At 76.3% G+C, this 15,371-nt stretch carries 13 protein-coding genes; 3 read left to right on the plus strand and 10 right to left on the minus strand.

The window, feature by feature from the left end:
- Positions 1-213: 213 nt before the first annotated feature.
- Complete coding sequence (locus tag Cpa01nite_RS03395) at positions 214-600, plus strand: hypothetical protein (protein ID WP_203667348.1); 387 nt, start codon at positions 214-216, stop codon at positions 598-600.
- Between the two features lie 55 nt (positions 601-655).
- On the opposite strand, the gene Cpa01nite_RS03400 is transcribed toward Cpa01nite_RS03395, so the two are convergent.
- From Cpa01nite_RS03400 to Cpa01nite_RS03430, 7 genes are all read right to left on the minus strand, one after another.
- Complete coding sequence (locus Cpa01nite_RS03400) at positions 656-1,777, minus strand: amino acid adenylation domain-containing protein (RefSeq protein WP_203667349.1); 1,122 nt, start codon at positions 1,775-1,777, stop codon at positions 656-658.
- Positions 1,774-2,874, minus strand: coding sequence for a hypothetical protein (locus tag Cpa01nite_RS03405; RefSeq protein ID WP_203667350.1), 1,101 nt, complete (start codon positions 2,872-2,874; stop codon positions 1,774-1,776). Before Cpa01nite_RS03405 ends, Cpa01nite_RS03400 begins: the two co-directional genes overlap by 4 nt.
- A complete protein-coding gene (locus Cpa01nite_RS03410) occupies positions 2,871-3,785 on the minus strand; it encodes a hypothetical protein (protein ID WP_203667351.1) in 915 nt (304 codons plus the stop codon). Before Cpa01nite_RS03410 ends, Cpa01nite_RS03405 begins: the two co-directional genes overlap by 4 nt.
- Positions 3,785-5,407, minus strand: coding sequence for a phenylacetate--CoA ligase family protein (locus Cpa01nite_RS03415; RefSeq protein WP_239068487.1), 1,623 nt, complete (start codon positions 5,405-5,407; stop codon positions 3,785-3,787). The genes Cpa01nite_RS03410 and Cpa01nite_RS03415 overlap by 1 nt, the downstream gene beginning before the upstream one ends.
- Before the next feature lie 5 nt (positions 5,408-5,412).
- Positions 5,413-6,078 carry an AIM24 family protein gene (locus Cpa01nite_RS03420; protein ID WP_203667352.1) on the minus strand — a complete coding sequence of 222 codons (666 nt, stop codon included), beginning with the start codon at positions 6,076-6,078 and terminating at the stop codon, positions 5,413-5,415.
- Between the two features lie 138 nt (positions 6,079-6,216).
- Positions 6,217-8,790, minus strand: coding sequence for a DNA helicase PcrA (gene pcrA, locus Cpa01nite_RS03425; protein WP_203667353.1), 2,574 nt, complete (start codon positions 8,788-8,790; stop codon positions 6,217-6,219).
- A gap of 43 nt (positions 8,791-8,833) precedes the next feature.
- The gene (locus tag Cpa01nite_RS03430) at positions 8,834-11,251 is read right to left on the minus strand and encodes a glycoside hydrolase family 31 protein (protein WP_203667354.1); all 2,418 of its coding nucleotides are present in this window, start codon (positions 11,249-11,251) and stop codon (positions 8,834-8,836) included.
- A gap of 60 nt (positions 11,252-11,311) precedes the next feature.
- Between Cpa01nite_RS03430 and Cpa01nite_RS03435 the strand changes: the two genes are divergently transcribed.
- Positions 11,312-12,343: a LacI family DNA-binding transcriptional regulator gene (locus Cpa01nite_RS03435; RefSeq protein WP_203667355.1), complete on the plus strand. Its 1,032-nt coding sequence runs from the start codon at positions 11,312-11,314 to the stop codon at positions 12,341-12,343.
- Positions 12,344-12,403: 60 nt separating this feature from the next.
- Here Cpa01nite_RS03435 and Cpa01nite_RS03440 read toward each other — a convergent pair whose 3' ends face one another.
- Positions 12,404-12,754, minus strand: coding sequence for a hypothetical protein (locus Cpa01nite_RS03440; RefSeq protein ID WP_203667356.1), 351 nt, complete (start codon positions 12,752-12,754; stop codon positions 12,404-12,406).
- Positions 12,755-12,852: 98 nt separating this feature from the next.
- On the opposite strand from Cpa01nite_RS03440, the gene Cpa01nite_RS03445 reads away from it, so the two are divergent.
- Complete coding sequence (locus Cpa01nite_RS03445) at positions 12,853-13,368, plus strand: hypothetical protein (RefSeq protein ID WP_203667357.1); 516 nt, start codon at positions 12,853-12,855, stop codon at positions 13,366-13,368.
- Between the two features lie 39 nt (positions 13,369-13,407).
- Here Cpa01nite_RS03445 and Cpa01nite_RS03450 read toward each other — a convergent pair whose 3' ends face one another.
- Both Cpa01nite_RS03450 and Cpa01nite_RS03455 read right to left on the minus strand, forming a co-directional pair.
- Positions 13,408-14,067: a LuxR C-terminal-related transcriptional regulator gene (locus Cpa01nite_RS03450; RefSeq protein WP_166942131.1), complete on the minus strand. Its 660-nt coding sequence runs from the start codon at positions 14,065-14,067 to the stop codon at positions 13,408-13,410.
- The gene (locus Cpa01nite_RS03455) at positions 14,064-15,350 is read right to left on the minus strand and encodes an ATP-binding protein (protein ID WP_203667358.1); all 1,287 of its coding nucleotides are present in this window, start codon (positions 15,348-15,350) and stop codon (positions 14,064-14,066) included. Before Cpa01nite_RS03455 ends, Cpa01nite_RS03450 begins: the two co-directional genes overlap by 4 nt.
- Positions 15,351-15,371 lie beyond the last annotated feature (21 nt).

Below are 15,371 nucleotides of genomic sequence, written 5' to 3' on the forward strand. Positions count from 1 at the left end.
CGGTCCGCGGCGGCCCCACCCGGCGCGGTCCGCGGCGGCCCCCACCCGGCGCGACGGCGCGGCGCGCGCGGCCGCGAGCGCCGCGAGCGCCCCGCCGAACGAGCACCCGACACGTCGAGAGAGCATCCAGTGGATGCTCTCTCGACGTGTCGCGTGCTCTCTCGAGGCGGACCCGCCTCCGGGAGGCACGCGCCGGGCGGCTACCGTGGCCGGGTGAGCGACCCGCGCCTGACCCCCGACGCCCGCGCCCGGCGCACCCGCACGCTGCGGTGGGTCGTCCCGCTGGTCATCGGGGTGCCGCTGCTCGCGGTGCTGCTGGTCGTGACGCTCCGGGTCAGCATCGGCGCCGGGGTGGCGCTGCTGGTCGTCGGCCTGGCGATGGCGCTCGCCGGCTGGGCCCTGCAGGCGCGCGACCGACGCCGCGCCGACCGGCTCGCACCCGCGGACCCGGCGCTGCGCACGAACCCCCCGCTCGACGTGGCTCGGGTCCGGGCGCTGCGAAGCGAGGGCGGGCACGTCGCCGCGGTCCGCGAGGTCCGGCGCCAGGCCCCGTGGCTCACGCTCGCCGAGGCCGTCGACCTGTCGCAGCGCATCGGCTGAGGCCGGGCGCGACCTCCGACGTGTCCGATGCTCACTCGGCGCGGACGCCGGCGCGTCAGGCCGGCAGGCGCGGGGCGCGCGGGACCTCGCCCAGCGGGCGGCCGGTGCTGAACACCGCGAGCGCCACCTCGGACCGGCGCAGGCCCAGGTGCCGGCGCAGCGCGGCGTGCGGGCCCGGGACGTCGACGACCTCCGAGTGCGGCGACACCGCGTGGCCCGCACGGTGCGCGTGCAGCCAGAGCCGCTGCAGGCTGCGGCCGGCGTCGAGCACCCGCTCCTCCGGCAGCCCGGTGCGGCCGTCGAGCACCGGCGCGCGCGCCGGCCCGCCGCGCTCGCGCGCGTCCACCGAGGCGTCGGCCACGAGCACGTGGTGCACCCCGCGCTCCGGCGCCGGGACCCCGGCGCCGCCCCGCGCCCGCGCTCGTGCCGTCAGCGCCGCGTCCGCCACCCGCGCGACCGCCCCGAGCGCCCCGAGCGCCGGGTCGCGCAGCCACAGGTGCCGCGTGACGGGCGCCCCGAGCCGGGCGAGCGCGGGCGGCACGAGCAGCACCCGGTCGCTGAGCCCGTCGCGCGCGTAGCCGGGATGCTCCGGGCTGAGCCGGAGCCAGTGCAGGAGCTCCTCCGCGACCGGCCGGCGCGCGAGCGTGCCGACGCCGCCCCACCGCACCAGCCGCGCGAGCACGGCCGGGTCGACCGCGCGCAGGCGGAGTCCCGGCGCGAGCGTGCCCGCGGGCAGGTCGTCGTACACGGCGGGGTCGCCCGCCAGGTCGCCGCGGTAGACGGCGCGCTCCCGCACGTCCGCCGGCGTGGCGGCCGGGGAGCCGGTGGCCGCGCCGCCGAGCCGTACCCGCAGCACCGGCCGCTCCGGGTCGGCCGGCCCGCGCACCGGCAGCGCGTCCAGCGCGCGCAGCGCGGGCAGCGGCTCGACGACCAGCTCCCGCCCGGCCGCGGCCGCGCCGACCGCCGCGCACTCCACCCACGCGCCGAGGCTCAGCAGGACGTCCCGGAAGGTCGGGTCGCCGGCGGGCAGCGTGCGGCCGGGGACCACGGCGACCTCGACGCCGGGGCCGTCCGGGCCGGCGACGACGACGCGGGGCGCCCACGGCTGGGTGTTGTGCGGGCTCGGCGCCCGGGCGGCGAGCGCCACCAGGTCGGCGAGCAGGGTCTCGTCGCTCATGCACGCTCCTGCGGCACGGGCCGCCGGTAGAAGGTGAGTCCGTGCAGCGGGCGCCCGCCGAACCGCTCGGACTGCCGCGCCGACGCGGGGTTGTCCCGGCCGACGGAGGTCATGCGCAGCCGCCGGTAGCCGCCGGCGTGCAGGCCCGCGTGCAGCTCCCGGCTGAGCAGCGTGAGGATCCCCTCGCCCTGCCGGTCGGGCCGGGTGCCCTGGATGACGAGGACCGCGTCCTCGCGGTAGCGCCCGCGGGTGGCGAGCAGCCGGAGCTGCTCGACCGGCCCGAGCCGACCACCCGTCGCCTGCAGGAACCGGGTGATGTCGGGGACCGCGAGCACGAACGCCACCGCCGCGCCGTCCTCGTCCCGGGCGAGCAGCAGCAGGCGCTCGTCCAGCAGCCACGCCAGCCCGTCCGTCGCCGCCCGCATCTCCGCCGGGGTGATCGGCGTGTAGTACGGCAGCGCCGCGAACGAGGCGTTGAGCAGGTCGAGCAGCTCGGGGACCAGCCGGCCCATCGCCCGCCGGGACCCGTGCTCGGGCCGCACACCCACGGCCGCCCACTCGGCCGCGGTCGGCGCGTCGACCGGCCGCACGTCGGCCACCCAGGTGTCCGCCTCGTGCCAGCGGCGGAACCCCGCCGCCTCGTAGACCCCCGGCACGTGGGCGGGGTTCCACGGCGAGTCGACGAAGCCGCGCTCCGCCCACCCCGACGTGACCACGCCGCCGGTCTGGTTCGGCAGCAGGGACACGGGGCCGATCAGCTCGCGCTCGCCGGTGGCCCGCGCCTCGAGCGCCGCGAACAGCGCGCCCGCCGCCGTCGCGTCCGCGAACTCCGTCGCCCCGAACAGCAGCGCCCGCGTCCCGAGCTTCGCGTCCAGCCGGGCGTCCCGGTGCGCGGTCGTCCGCCCGACGACCACGCCTGCGTCGTCGCGGGCCAGCAGCAGCTCGACGGGTCCGCCGGGGTGCGGCGACGTCCCGCGCCACCACGACCGGACGGTGGGCGCCTGCAGCGGGACGGCGAGGTCGCGCGGGTGCAGGTCGAGGGGCAGCCGGAGGAACTCGCGCAGCTGGCGGCGGGTCGCGACGACCTCGACCCTCACGCGGTGCCACCCGCGTCGTCGGCCGGGTCCGCGTCGACGGGGTCCGCGTCGGGGTCGGCGGGGTCCGCGGCGGCGGAGCGGGCGGCGGCGTCCACCCGCCCGTGCAGCCGGATGTACCCGCCGGTCCCCCACCGCTCGCCGTCGGTGATCCACCGCATGAGGTCCCGGTGCTCGGGCATGCGGGCGAACGCCAGCAGCTCGTCGCGACCGGAGAAGAACGCGAGCGTCCCGAGCGTGAACGGCGGCGACCAGTACACGGCGTACCAGCGGAACCCGCGGAGCCGCTGCATCTTCGCCACCATCGGGTACCAGGTCCGGGCGAGCGCGAGCCACGCCAGCGGGCCGGTGTACCGGGTGGCGCCGACGAACATGGCGCGGGCATCGGCCAGGCCGGGGTGCGCGCGCGGTCCGCGGGCCCCGGCGGGACGGTCGGCGCCGGTCGCGCGGCCACGGCGGCCGCCGCCCTCGCGCCGGCCGGAGCTCCCGCCCGGGCGTCGCGGGTACCCCGGCGCGCCGTCGCCGCCCTCCGCGACCCGCGGCGGCTCGACCCCGCGCCGGACCTCCCCGGACAGCGCGGCGAACCGCTCGACGTGCGCCATGGACCGGTCCTCGGCCCGCCAGACGCCGTTGCTGTACCCCTCGGGCTCCGCCGCGTAGACGTGCGCGAACCCGCCCCCCGTGCCCGCGGCGGACCGCTCGGCGTCCGCGGCGAACCGCTCGGCGTCCGCGAGCGTCGCGAAGAACGCCAGCACCCCGCGCCGCCGCGCGACGCCGCCCGGCAGGTCCCGCTCCCGGAACCGGCGCTGCCGCACCATCCCCGGCGCGCCCGCCGCGGACCGCACCCGGTCCGTGACGACCAGCGCCTCCGCCCGCCCGAGCGGCGGCGTCCGGCTGAAGTCCGAGGTCCGCATCAGGACGCGCCCGCCGCGCCGTCCCCGGCCGTCGCCTCCGCGGCGCCCCGGTCGCCCGGGTCCACGACGTACACGTTCTTGATCTTCCGGTGCCCGCCGGCGAACGGGCCGGTGCCGTGGTCGTGCACCTGCACCCGGATGTCGCGCGCGGCCTCGTCCTCCTCGAGCGACTGCGCGATGTCGCGCGACACCGACGCGAGGTGCGCGAGCACGCCCTCGGCGGACCGCCGGGCCAGCGCGTCCCGCTCCCCGTCGTCCAGAGCGGCGTCGGCGCGGAGCTCCAGGTGGATGACCGGCCGCTGCTCCTGCCCGCCGATCTCGACCAGCCCGAGCCGGAACGACTCGATCGCCGAGGCGTGCGGGTTGTCGAGGTACAGCCCGTTCTCGACGTCGAGCGGGTAGATGTTGGCGCCCATGTACGACACGGTCGAGTCCTTGCGGCCGAACAGCAGCACGAACGGCAGCCGCATCCGCTGGGTCGCGAACGCCCGGTCGAACCCGAACGCCAGCCGCGGGTAGCGGGCCACCAGCGCGCGCATCTCCGGGAACGTGACCAGGCGCGCCTCGTCGCCGATGTCGTACCGCAGCTTCGGGCTCATGATCGACGTCGAGTTGAGCGTGACCAGCAGCTCGCCGTCGTCGGTCGTCTCGAGGAACGTCTCCAGCGGGTTGTACTGCAGGATCATCGGCGTGCGCTGCTCGTCGTCGCCGAGCACCGACGCGCGCAGGCCGGGGTGCGCGAGCAGCGAGCGCCGCAGCCACACCGCCAGGTCGGTCTCGCCGGCCATGCCGATCGTCAGGTCGGAGGCGCCGTACCCGGAGTAGATCCGCGCGAACCGCTCCTCGAGGTAGTCCCGCAGCCCCTCGGTGAGCGCCTCGCCGCCGACGAAGCCGTTGAGGTCGTAGCGGTCCCAGTCGAACCCCTCGGCGTCGAGCCGGTCCCGCAGGTGCTTGAGGAACGGCGGGTAGGCGCTGAGCACGTAGGTGTACCGCGGGCCGAAGTGCCGGAGCGTGTCGACGATCTTGTCGACGTCGGGCCCGGTGTTCTTCACCATCGCGATCTTGGCCATCGCGATGCCGGTGTTCGTCCCCGTCGCCCACGCCCCCATCGAGAACGCGTTGATCGCGAACAGGCGCCGGCTGCCGAACAGCATCGTCACGTAGCCGGCGACGTTGCGGTGCACGGTGCGCAGCTCGCGGCGCGACCGCATCCAGTTGTACGGCTTGCCCGAGGACCCGCTCGACTCGTCGACGACCGTCCCGACCGTCTCGATCCGGCCGTTCCAGCACCGGTCGTCCTCGGTGTACCGGTCGACGTAGTCCTTCTTGGAGGTGGGCGCGTACGCGTCGAGCCGCCACCAGCGGAACCGGAAGCCCTTCTCGGTGAGGAAGTCGCGGTACGCGGGCACGTCCAGGTAGGCGTACTGGCACATCATCCAGGCGTGCAGCCGCGCGAACCGCTCCATCGACGGGCGGTAGTGCCGGGCGGTGAACCGCCACAGCGCGGGGTGCAGCCGGTACAGGCCGTAGAACGCGGACACCGCCGCCGCGGCCAGGCGCAGCGCCCACTGGCGGGCGAGGCTCGGACGGGCGGGGCGGTCCGTCGGGATCGGGACGACCACGGCGGTCAGGCGGTCGGGACGGGGTAGCCCTCGGAGGGCTGGACGACGACGAAGCCCGGGCCGTGGAACGCGTACTGGAACGCCTCACCGGTGCCGCCGCGCAGCAGCGAGCTCACGTTCATGCTCGACACGACGCCCGGCGTGAGGTTCGCCGACCAGCACACCGCGGCGTTCGGGTCGACGAACGTGGGCTGCTGGGAGCAGTCGAGGATCATCGGCTGGCCGTGCGAGGTCAGCGCCACGGTGCCCTGCCCCTGGATCAGGGTGTTCCAGAACCCGCCGGTCATCATCCCGGCGCCCTTGGTCCGGTGCATGTCCCACTGCAGCGCCGCGTCGAACGCCAGCAGCGACGAGCCGCCCACGCTGATCGCGTCGCCCTCGAGCTGGAGCAGGAACACGTGCTCCGCGGCACGCGCGAAGAACACCTCGCCCGGGCCGGACACCCGCATGAGCGGCTGGTCGTCGGCGCTCATCGCGCGCTTGACGAACCGGGCGAGCGAGCCCGACGACTCGTGGTGGAACTGCACCTGCCCCTGGTGGGCGACCATCGCGCCCTTCGCGGCGAGCACGTCGGGGCCGAGCGTGACCTTGAGCATCTTGGTGCTCTGCAGGGCGAACCGCTCGGCGGACTGCACCTCGTTGTGGGCCTGGTCGAAGATCGGGCTGCGCATGCGCCGATCATGCCCGAGATGCGCAGGTGGCAGGCGCGCGACCGCCCGCCGGACCGGCGGGATCACCCGTCCGGACCGCGGTCGTCGCGGCCGGCGGCGGTCGCCGCGCGGCTGGGTCGCGGCCGGCGGCCCGGCGGGTCAGAGCTTGGTGACCGGCGAGTACCGCAGCAGCAGCCGCTTGGTGCCCTCGGTGCCGAAGTCGACCTTCGCGACCGCGTTCGGCCCGCCGCCCTCGACCGCGACGACGGTGCCCAGCCCGTAGGCGTCGTGGGTGACCTTGTCCCCCACCGTGAGCGTCGGGATGGCCGCGTCCGGGCGCGGGGTCGCCGAGCCGAACGTCGCGCCGCCGGACCCGGGCGCCTTGCGGGGCGGCTCGCCGGCGCGGGACGCGGCCGAGCTCTTCTTCCAGCTCGGCGTGGTGCCGGACCCGGAGCCCGACCGGTCGCCGTAGCCGCCGCCCGAGGAGTAGCCCGACCGACCGCCGAGGAACCCGCCGGGGCCGCGCAGCCGGTCGTTCGACGACTCGCGCCGCCGCCAGTCGATGAGGTCCTCGGGCAGGTCGTCGAGGAACCGGCTCGGCGGGAACTCGTTGGGCACGCCCCACGCGGTGCGGACGGCGGCGCGCGAGATGTACAGCCGCTGCCGCGCGCGGGTCAGGCCGACGTACGCGAGCCGGCGCTCCTCGGCGAGCTGGTCGGTGTCGGCCAGCGACCGCATGTGCGGGAAGGTGCCGTCCTCCATGCCGGTGAGGAACACGACCGGGAACTCCAGGCCCTTGGCCGTGTGCAGGGTCATGAGCGTGATGACGCCCTGGTCCGGCTTCGGCTGGCCGTCCTCGTCGTCGCCGCCGTCGTCGGACGGGATCTGGTCGGAGTCGGCGACCAGCGACACCCGCTCGAGGAAGTCCGCGAGGTCGCCGTCGGGGTCGGACTGCTCGAACTCCGAGGCCACCGCGTGCAGCTCGGCGAGGTTCTCGACGCGGGTCTGGTCCTGCGGGTCCTCGCTCGCGCGCAGCTCGGCGAGGTAGCCGCTGCGGTCGAGGACGACGGACAGGATCTCGGCCGGGCCGGCGCCCGAGTCGGCGAGCGCGCGGAGGTCGGCCATCATCTCGGCGAACGACCGCAGGCCGGTGACCGCGCGCGTGCCGAGGCCGGGCACGTCCTCCAGCCGCTCGAGCGCGGCACCGAACGAGATCCGCTCGCGCTCCGCGTGGCCCGCGACCATCGCCTCGGACCGGTCGCCGAGCCCGCGCTTGGGCACGTTGAGGATCCGGCGCAGGTTGACGTCGTCGTCGGGGTTGGCGACCGCGCGCAGGTACGCCACGGCGTCCTTGATCTCGCGCCGCTCGTAGAACCGGGTGCCGCCGACGACCTTGTACGGCAGGCCGACGCGGATCAGCACCTCCTCCAGCGCGCGGGACTGCGCGTTGGCCCGGTAGAAGATCGCGACGTCGCCGGGGCGGACTCCGGCGGAGTCGCCGAGGCGGTCGATCTCCTCCGCGACGAACCGCGCCTCCTCGTGCTCGTTGTCCGCGACGTAGGCGACGATCTTCGGCCCGGAGCCGGAGTCGGTCCACAGCCGCTTGGCCTGGCGTCCCGGGTTCTTGCTGATCACCGCGTTCGCGGCGGACAGGATCGTCTGGGTCGAGCGGTAGTTCTGCTCGAGCAGGATCGTCGTCGCGTCCGGGTAGTCGGCCTCGAACTCCATGATGTTGCGGATGCTGGCACCGCGGAACGCGTAGATCGACTGGTCGGCGTCGCCGACGACCGTGAGCTCGCCGCGCGGCAGGTCCTGGGCGTCGGTGCCCGCGCCGGCGAGCTCGCGCACGAGCACGTACTGCGCGTGGTTGGTGTCCTGGTACTCGTCGACGAGCACGTGCCGGAACCGGCGGCGGTAGTGCTCGGCGACCGCGGGGAACGCCTGCAGCAGGTTGACCGTCGTCATGATGAGGTCGTCGAAGTCGAGCGCGTTCGCCTGGCGCAGCCGCTGCTGGTACCGGGTGTAGACCTGCGCCAGCGCCTGGTCGAAGTCGTTCGAGCCGCTCGCGGTGGCCGCGAACGCGTCGGGGTCGACCAGCTCGTCCTTGAGGTTGGAGATCTTGGACTGCAGCGCCTTCGGCGGGTACTTCTTGGGGTCCAGGTCGAGCTCGCGCGCCACCAGGCTCAGCAGCCGCTGGGAGTCGGCGGAGTCGTAGATCGAGAACGACTGCCGCAGGCCGAGCGTGGCGGCCTCGCGCCGCAGGATCCGCACGCACGCCGAGTGGAACGTCGACACCCACATCATCCGGGCGGACGGGCCCACCAGCGACGCCACGCGCTCGCGCATCTCGGCCGCGGCCTTGTTGGTGAAGGTGATCGCGAGGATCTCCCCCGCGCGCGCCTGCCGGGTCGCCAGCAGGTGCGCGATGCGGTGGGTGAGCACCCGGGTCTTGCCCGAGCCGGCGCCCGCGACGATGAGCAGCGGCCCGCCGTGGTGCAGCACCGCGGCCCGCTGCTGCGGGTTGAGGCCGACCAGCAGCGCGTCCGCGTCGATCGACGGGGCGCGGCCGCGCGTACCGCGGCGGTCGTCGCCGTCACCGGGCGCGTCGGGGGCCTCGCCCGCGCCGGCGCCGTCGCCGGGCTGGTCACCGCGCGGCGGCACGGCGGCCGGCAGGCGACCGAGGTCGGAGAGGGCGAGTCCTGGCAGCGGGAGGTTCTCGAAGAGCGACGTCATGGCAGGGCCAAGCCTAGGCGCCCCCACCGACACCCGCGGTGCCTCAGCCGCGGGCCAGCAGCACCTCGCGCAGCGCGGACAGCAGCGACGGCGGCAGGCCCAGCGCCTCCAGGTGGGACAGCCGCACGTGCAGCGGCCGGTCCGACGTCGCCGCGGCCAGGGCGCGGGTCAGCAGCGCGTTCTCGGTCCACGCCCCGCGGAGCACCCGCAGCACCTCGTCGTCGACCGCCGGGCCGGCGAGCGGGACCGTGCCGCACGTCACCTCGAGCCGGGCGCCGGCGGGCACGCCGCGGACGTCGACGCGCAGCCGGCCGTCGTCGGTGACGCGGGTCCCGGCGGCGACGGGCGCGCCGCCGACCCGGGCCGTCACGCGCGCCGCGGCCTCGGCCGTCGCCCCCGCCGTCACCAGCGTCAGCGTCCAGTCCCGCTCGGCGGGCACGCACGCCGCGGCGCCCGCGACCGGCCCGACCGTCAGCGTCCCCGTCCCGTCGGCCCACGCCAGCGCCGTCCGCGCGATCCCCGCGGGGTCGGTGCCGTCGCCCGCCCCGTCGTCCTCGACCAGCGTGAACGCGCCGTCGGCGCCGGGCACGACCAGCAGCTCCAGGTGCGCGGGGTTCACCGGGTCGTTGCCCGGCACCTCGGCGCCGTCGAGCGGCACGATCGCACCCGGCCGGGCCAGCACCGGGATCGTGTCGAGCGGCCGGTGCAGGTCCAGCAGCCGGTCGCCGTCGTAGACCGCGCCCGTCAGCACGTCGACCCAGGTGCCCGGCGGCAGCCAGGCCCGCACGGCCGAGGCCCGGGTGACGGGGTCGGTCGGGGTCGTCGCCGGCGCCACCAGCAGCTCCGAGCCGAACAGGAACTGCTGCGGGGCGTCGTACGCCTCCTCGCGGTCGGGCCACGCGTGGTACAGCGGGCGGACCAGCGCCTCCGACTCGGACGCGGCCCGGTGGTTCATCGTGTGCAGGTACGGCACGAGCCGGTGCCGCAGCTGCAGGAACGCCGTCTGCACCTGCCGCGCGTGCGGCCCGAACGACCACGGCTCCTTGCTGGTGAACGGGTTGTCCGAGGAGTGCAGCCGCAGGACCGGCGAGAACGTCCCGAGCTGCACCCACCGGGTCGCGAGCTCCTCGTCCCGGACGCCGAAGTAGTGCCCGCCGATGTCGTGCGACCACCAGCCGTAGCCGACGTTCGCGGCGGTCGCGGTGAACTCCGGCTGGAACGCGAGCGAGTCCCAGGTGATGACCGTGTCGCCGGAGAAGCCGACGGGGTACCGGTGGCTGCCCGGCCCGGCGTACCGGGAGAACGTCAGCCCGCGCCGGCCGTCGCGCGCGCTGTCGAGGTAGTGGAAGTGGTTGAGCATCCACAGCGGGTCGATCCCCGCGACCCGCGAGTGCGCGCCCTGCTGCCAGTCGACCCACCAGAAGTCGACGCCGTCCCGCTCCAGCCCGCGGTGCAGCACCGAGAAGTACGCGGCGAGGAACTCCCGGTCCGTCACGTCGAAGGCGATCGGGTCGCCGTCGGGCTCCCGGCCGAGCGCCGCGCACATCGCGGCGTAGGCGTCCTCGTGCGCCCGCACGCCGTCGGCGGGGTGCACGTTGAGCGTGACCCGCAGGCCCCGTTCGTGCAGCCACGAGAGCAGCGCGGGCGGGTCGGGGAACAGGTCCCGGTTCCACGTGTACCCGGTCCAGCCCGAGCCCAGCGCCGGGTCGACCTCCGTGACGTGCCAGTCCATGTCGAGCACCGACACCGACAGCGGGATCCGCTCCGCGGCGAACCGCTCGACGACCTCCCGGTAGGCCTCGGCCGTGTACCGGTGGAACCGGCTCCACCAGGTGCCGAGCGCCCACCGCGGCAGCACGGGCACCGGGCCGGACACCGCGTGGAACGCGCGCAGCGCCTCGGCGTGGTCGTGCGCGTAGCCGAACACGTAGAGGTCCTGGCGGGAGCCGTCCCGCGGGGCGACCCAGCCGTCCGGCTCGAACACCATCGACGCCGAGTCGTCGAGCACCGCGTAGCCCTGCCGGGACACCACGCCGCCCTCGAGCGGCACCCGGCCGTCCGCCTCGTCGAGCGTGCGCGCCGTGCCGCCGAGGCCCTCCGCCGGCTGCCCGTACCGCCACACCGAGTGGTACGCGCTGACGCCGCCGCTCACCTCCACCGACAGGCCCGCCGTGCTGAACGGCCCGCGGTCGTAGACCAGACGGAGCCGGGACGTCACGACCTCGACCACGTGCCCGCGGTCGACCACCCGGAACTCCGGCACCGGCAGCGCGCGGCGCCGGGCGAAGGTGCTGGGGCGGTCCTCGAACCGGCCGTCCTCGGCGTACTCCAGCCGCATCAGCCCGTCGGCGAGGACGGTGACGCGCCAGTGGTCGCCCTGGACGACGGCGCGCGGGTCGGCGGCGCCGTCGGGGGCGGGGCCGGTGGCGAGGGGGTGCTGGGGGGCGTCGGTGCCGCTCATGACGACCTGTTTAACGCTAAAGTGGCGCGCACGTCAACGCCGATCAGGGAGGCTGCGCCGGTGGACACGGTCACGCTCAAGGACGTCGCGCGCGCCGTCGGCGTCAGCGTGATGACGGTGTCGAACGTGGTCAACGGGCGGCTGGACCGCGTCTCCCCCGCGACCGCCGCGCGGGTCGAGGCCGCCGTCGCCGACCTCGGCTACGTGCCCAGCGCCGCGGCCCGGACGCTCGTCGCGCGCCGCAGCGGGCTGGTCGGGCTGCTGCTGCCCGGCCGGGCCGACGCCGCGAGCCTGCTCGGGTCGCCGCACGACGTGGCGGTCACCGGGGCGCTCGAGGCGGCGCTGCGCCGCCACGACCACCACCTGATGCTGCGCGGGGTCACCACGGCCGCCGACGTGCGCGACTCCGTGCGGCGGTGGGGGCTCGATGGCGTCGTCCTGATGGGGTTCACGGACGCCGCGGTGGCGGGGCTCGACCTGCCCACGACCCTGCCCGCGGTGCTGGTCGACGCGGGCGGGCCGGCCGGCCCGACGCAGGCGCGGGTCGGGTCCGACGACCTCGGCGGCGGGCGGCTGGCCGGGAAGCACCTGACCGGGCTCGGCCACCGGCGGCTGGTGCTCTGCGGGCCGGCGGACGGCACCAGCGGCGTGGTCGAGGCGCGCCTCGCGGGCTTCCGGGCGGCCGCGAGCGCCGCGGGGCTGCCGGCGTCCGCGGTGCGGGTGCTGGACGCGCGGACGACGTACGGCGACGGGGTGGCGCTCGGCTCGCGGCTCGCCGCGGACGTGCGCGCGGGGGCCGTCACCGCCGTGCTCGCGACCGCCGACGTGCTCGCGGCCGGCGTCGTGCGCGGGCTGACCGACGCCGGGGTCCGGGTGCCGGACGACGTGTCGGTGCTCGGCTACGACGACGCGGAGCTCGCCCGGCAGGTCACCCCCCGGCTGTCGACCGTCGGGCAGGACACGGGCGGCAAGGGGCGGCTCGCGGCGGAGCTGCTGCTCGGGCTGGTGACCGGGGACGGCGCCGGGGTGCGGGCCGCGACGGTGCCGGTCGCGCTGGTGGCGCGGGAGTCGACCGGGCCGGCGCCGGGCTGACGGCTCTCGTCGGAGGTCCGTCGTCGGACGCGCCGGGGCGGACCGCGCCGATGCGACGCGTCAGCGCCAGAGCACCGCCACGACCACGTTCGCCAGCGTCAGCCCCAGCGTCGCGCCGACCAGCCCCCGCGTGACCCGCTCGGGCCGGCGCGTGCCGTACCAGACCAGCCCGGTCACCACGAGCGCGACGACGAGCTTCACGCCGATCTTGGCGTTGTCCGGCGGCTCGAGCCCGCCGACCTCGGCGGACCGCAGCCCGACCATGACGATCCCCGTGACCAGCGCGGTCAGGGCGCCGTGCAGCGCGCCCCTCGGGAACGCCGGCGTGCGCAGCGTGACGAGGCAGCCGCCCAGCACGATCGCCCAGCCGACCAGGTGCAGCACGACCAGCAGGCCGTACACGACGTCCATCGGAACTTCCCTCGCTCGGCGCCCGGTACGTGACAGGATCCCTGCGCGGCCCGCCGGCCGCGCACCGCTGTGCCCGACGAGCCGAATCCGAGGATGTCATGACCACGCCCGTGCCCCCGAACTCCGGCGAGCCGAACCCGGGCGAGGCCCAGCCCGAGCGCCCGCACGCCGACGAGCCGCAGGGCGTGACGCCTCCGGTGCCGGGCGGCCACCCCGCCCCCGGTGCCTACCCGGCTCCGGGCGCGTACCCCGCCGCGCCCGAGGCGTACGGCTCCGCGCCCTACGGCTCCGCCCCGGGCCCGTACCCGGTCGCAGCGCAGCCGGCCCCGAGCCCCACGCTGGCGATCGTCGGTCTCGTGACCGCCGTGATCCCGTGCACCGCGCTCATCGGCCTCGTGATCAGCATCGTCGTGCTGGTCCGCGGCCGCCGCGGCGGCGTGCCGGGCCGCGGGCTCGCGGTCGCCGGCGTGATCGTCGGCGCGCTGTGGCTGGTCGCCGGCGTCGTGGCGCTGGCGCTCGGCGCGTTCGGGGTCGCCTCGCTCGTCGAGACCTGCGCCGAGCTCGGCAACGGCGTGCACTACGTCGACGGAGTCCGCTACGAGTGCAACGTCTGACGCGCCACCCCGGGTGACCCCGGCGGCGGCGTGCCCGGCTCAGAGCAGCCGGCGCGCCGCCGCCCACCGGGTCAGCTCGTGCCGCGACGACAGCTGCAGCTTCCGCAGCACCGCGGACACGTGCGTCTCGACGGTCTTGATCGAGATGAACAGCTCCCCCGCGACCTCGCGGTAGGAGTACCCGCGGGCGATCAGCCGCATGACCTCGCGCTCCCGGGCCGACAGCCGGTCGAGCTCGTCGTCGCCGGTCGCCACGTCGCCCGCCGCCGCCCCGAACGCGTCGAGCACGAAGCCCGCGAGCCGCGGCGAGAACACGGCGTCGCCGCCCGCCACGCGCAGCACCGCGTCGCACAGGTCGGGGCCGGAGATCGCCTTGGTGACGTAGCCGCGCGCGCCGGCGCGGATCACGGCGACGACGTCCTCGGCGGCGTCCGAGACCGACAGCGCGAGGAACCGCGTCCCGCCCAGCAGGTCGGTGCACGCGCGGATGACCTCGGCGCCACCGCCGCCGTCGCCCCCGGGCAGGTGCACGTCCAGCAGCACGACCGGCGGCTGCGTCGCGCGGACGACCTGGATCGCCTCGTCGACCGTGGCGGCCTCGCCGACGACGTGCACCCGGTCGTCGAGGGACGCCTTGACGCCCGCGCGGAACATCAGGTGGTCGTCGACCAGCACCACGTCGACCGGAGCGTCGTTCATCCCTGCATCGTCCTCTCGTCCTCCGCCACCGCGGGCTCGCGCACCAGCGGCATCCGCAGCCGCACCTCGGTGCCGCCGCCGTCCTTGCACACCACCGACGCCGTCCCGCCCCGCCGGCGCACCCGCCCCAGAATCGACTCCCGGACCCCGAACCGGTCGGCCGGCACCGCGTCGGGGTCGAAGCCGTCGCCGCGGTCGCGCACGAAGACCTCGACCTCGTCGGGCCCGGCCTCCAGGTAGACCGTCACCGGCGGGCGCCCGTGCCGGACGGCGTTCAGCAGCGCCTCACGGGCCGCCTGGAGCAGCGCGTCGGTACTCGCGTCGGGCTCGGTGTCGCCGACCACGACCGTCTCGATCGTCACCGCCTCGCCGTCCGGGCCGGTCCGGGTGTCCTCGATCTCGGCGACGACCGCCGCCAGCACCGCGGCCACCGACGTGCCGGGCTCGGGGCGGTCGTCGTACAGCCAGGCGCGCAGCTCGCGCTCCTGCGCGCGGGCCATCCGGGCCACCTCGGTGGGGTCGTCCGCCCGCGCGCGGATCAGGGCCAGGGTCTGCAGCACGGAGTCGTGCAGGTGCGCGGCGATGTCCGCCCGCTCGGACTCCCGGGCGCGGGCGGCGCGCTCGTCGCCGAGCTCGCGGACCAGGCGCAGCCACCACGGCGCGAGCACCAGCGCCACGCCGCCCAGCACCGCGACGGCGGCGACCGTCGACTGCACCAGGGTCCCCGGGGTCGCCTCCTGGCCGACGAGCAGCAGCACGCCCACGCCGGCGATCACGAGGCCGCCGACCAGCCGGAGCACGCTCACCGGGCCGCGGCTGCCGTGCTTCCGCTCGCGCTGCACCGCGTCGAGCTGGCTCCACGCGAGCGCGGCGCCCGCGACCAGCAGCAGCACCGGGACCACCCAGTTGCCCACCACGTCCGTGCCCGCGCGGGCCAGCAGCATCGCCGCCGCGCCCGCCAGCAGCGCGACGCCGACCGCGATCTCCGTCCAGGGCAGCCGGCGGAGCCGGTGCACGGTCTCGCTCTCCAGCGGCCGGTGCAGGCGGGACAGCTCGGCGGGCCGGTCCGCGTCGGCCGCGGCGGCGGGGTCGCCCACCGGGATCGTCACCCACCAGAACACGTACAGCGCCGCACCGATCCCGCCGACCGGGGTGAGCAGCACGAACAGCACGCGCACCAGCCGCACGGACAGGCCCAGGTGCAGCGCGACGCCGGCCGCGACGCCGCCGACGACGCGGCCGCGCTCCGGGCGGCGCAGCGGCAGGCGGGACGGGGACTCCATGCCCTGATCGTCACACGTCCC

The sequence above is a fragment of the Cellulomonas pakistanensis genome, from assembly GCF_016862755.1.
Taxonomy (GTDB): Bacteria; Actinomycetota; Actinomycetes; order Actinomycetales; family Cellulomonadaceae; genus Cellulomonas; species Cellulomonas pakistanensis.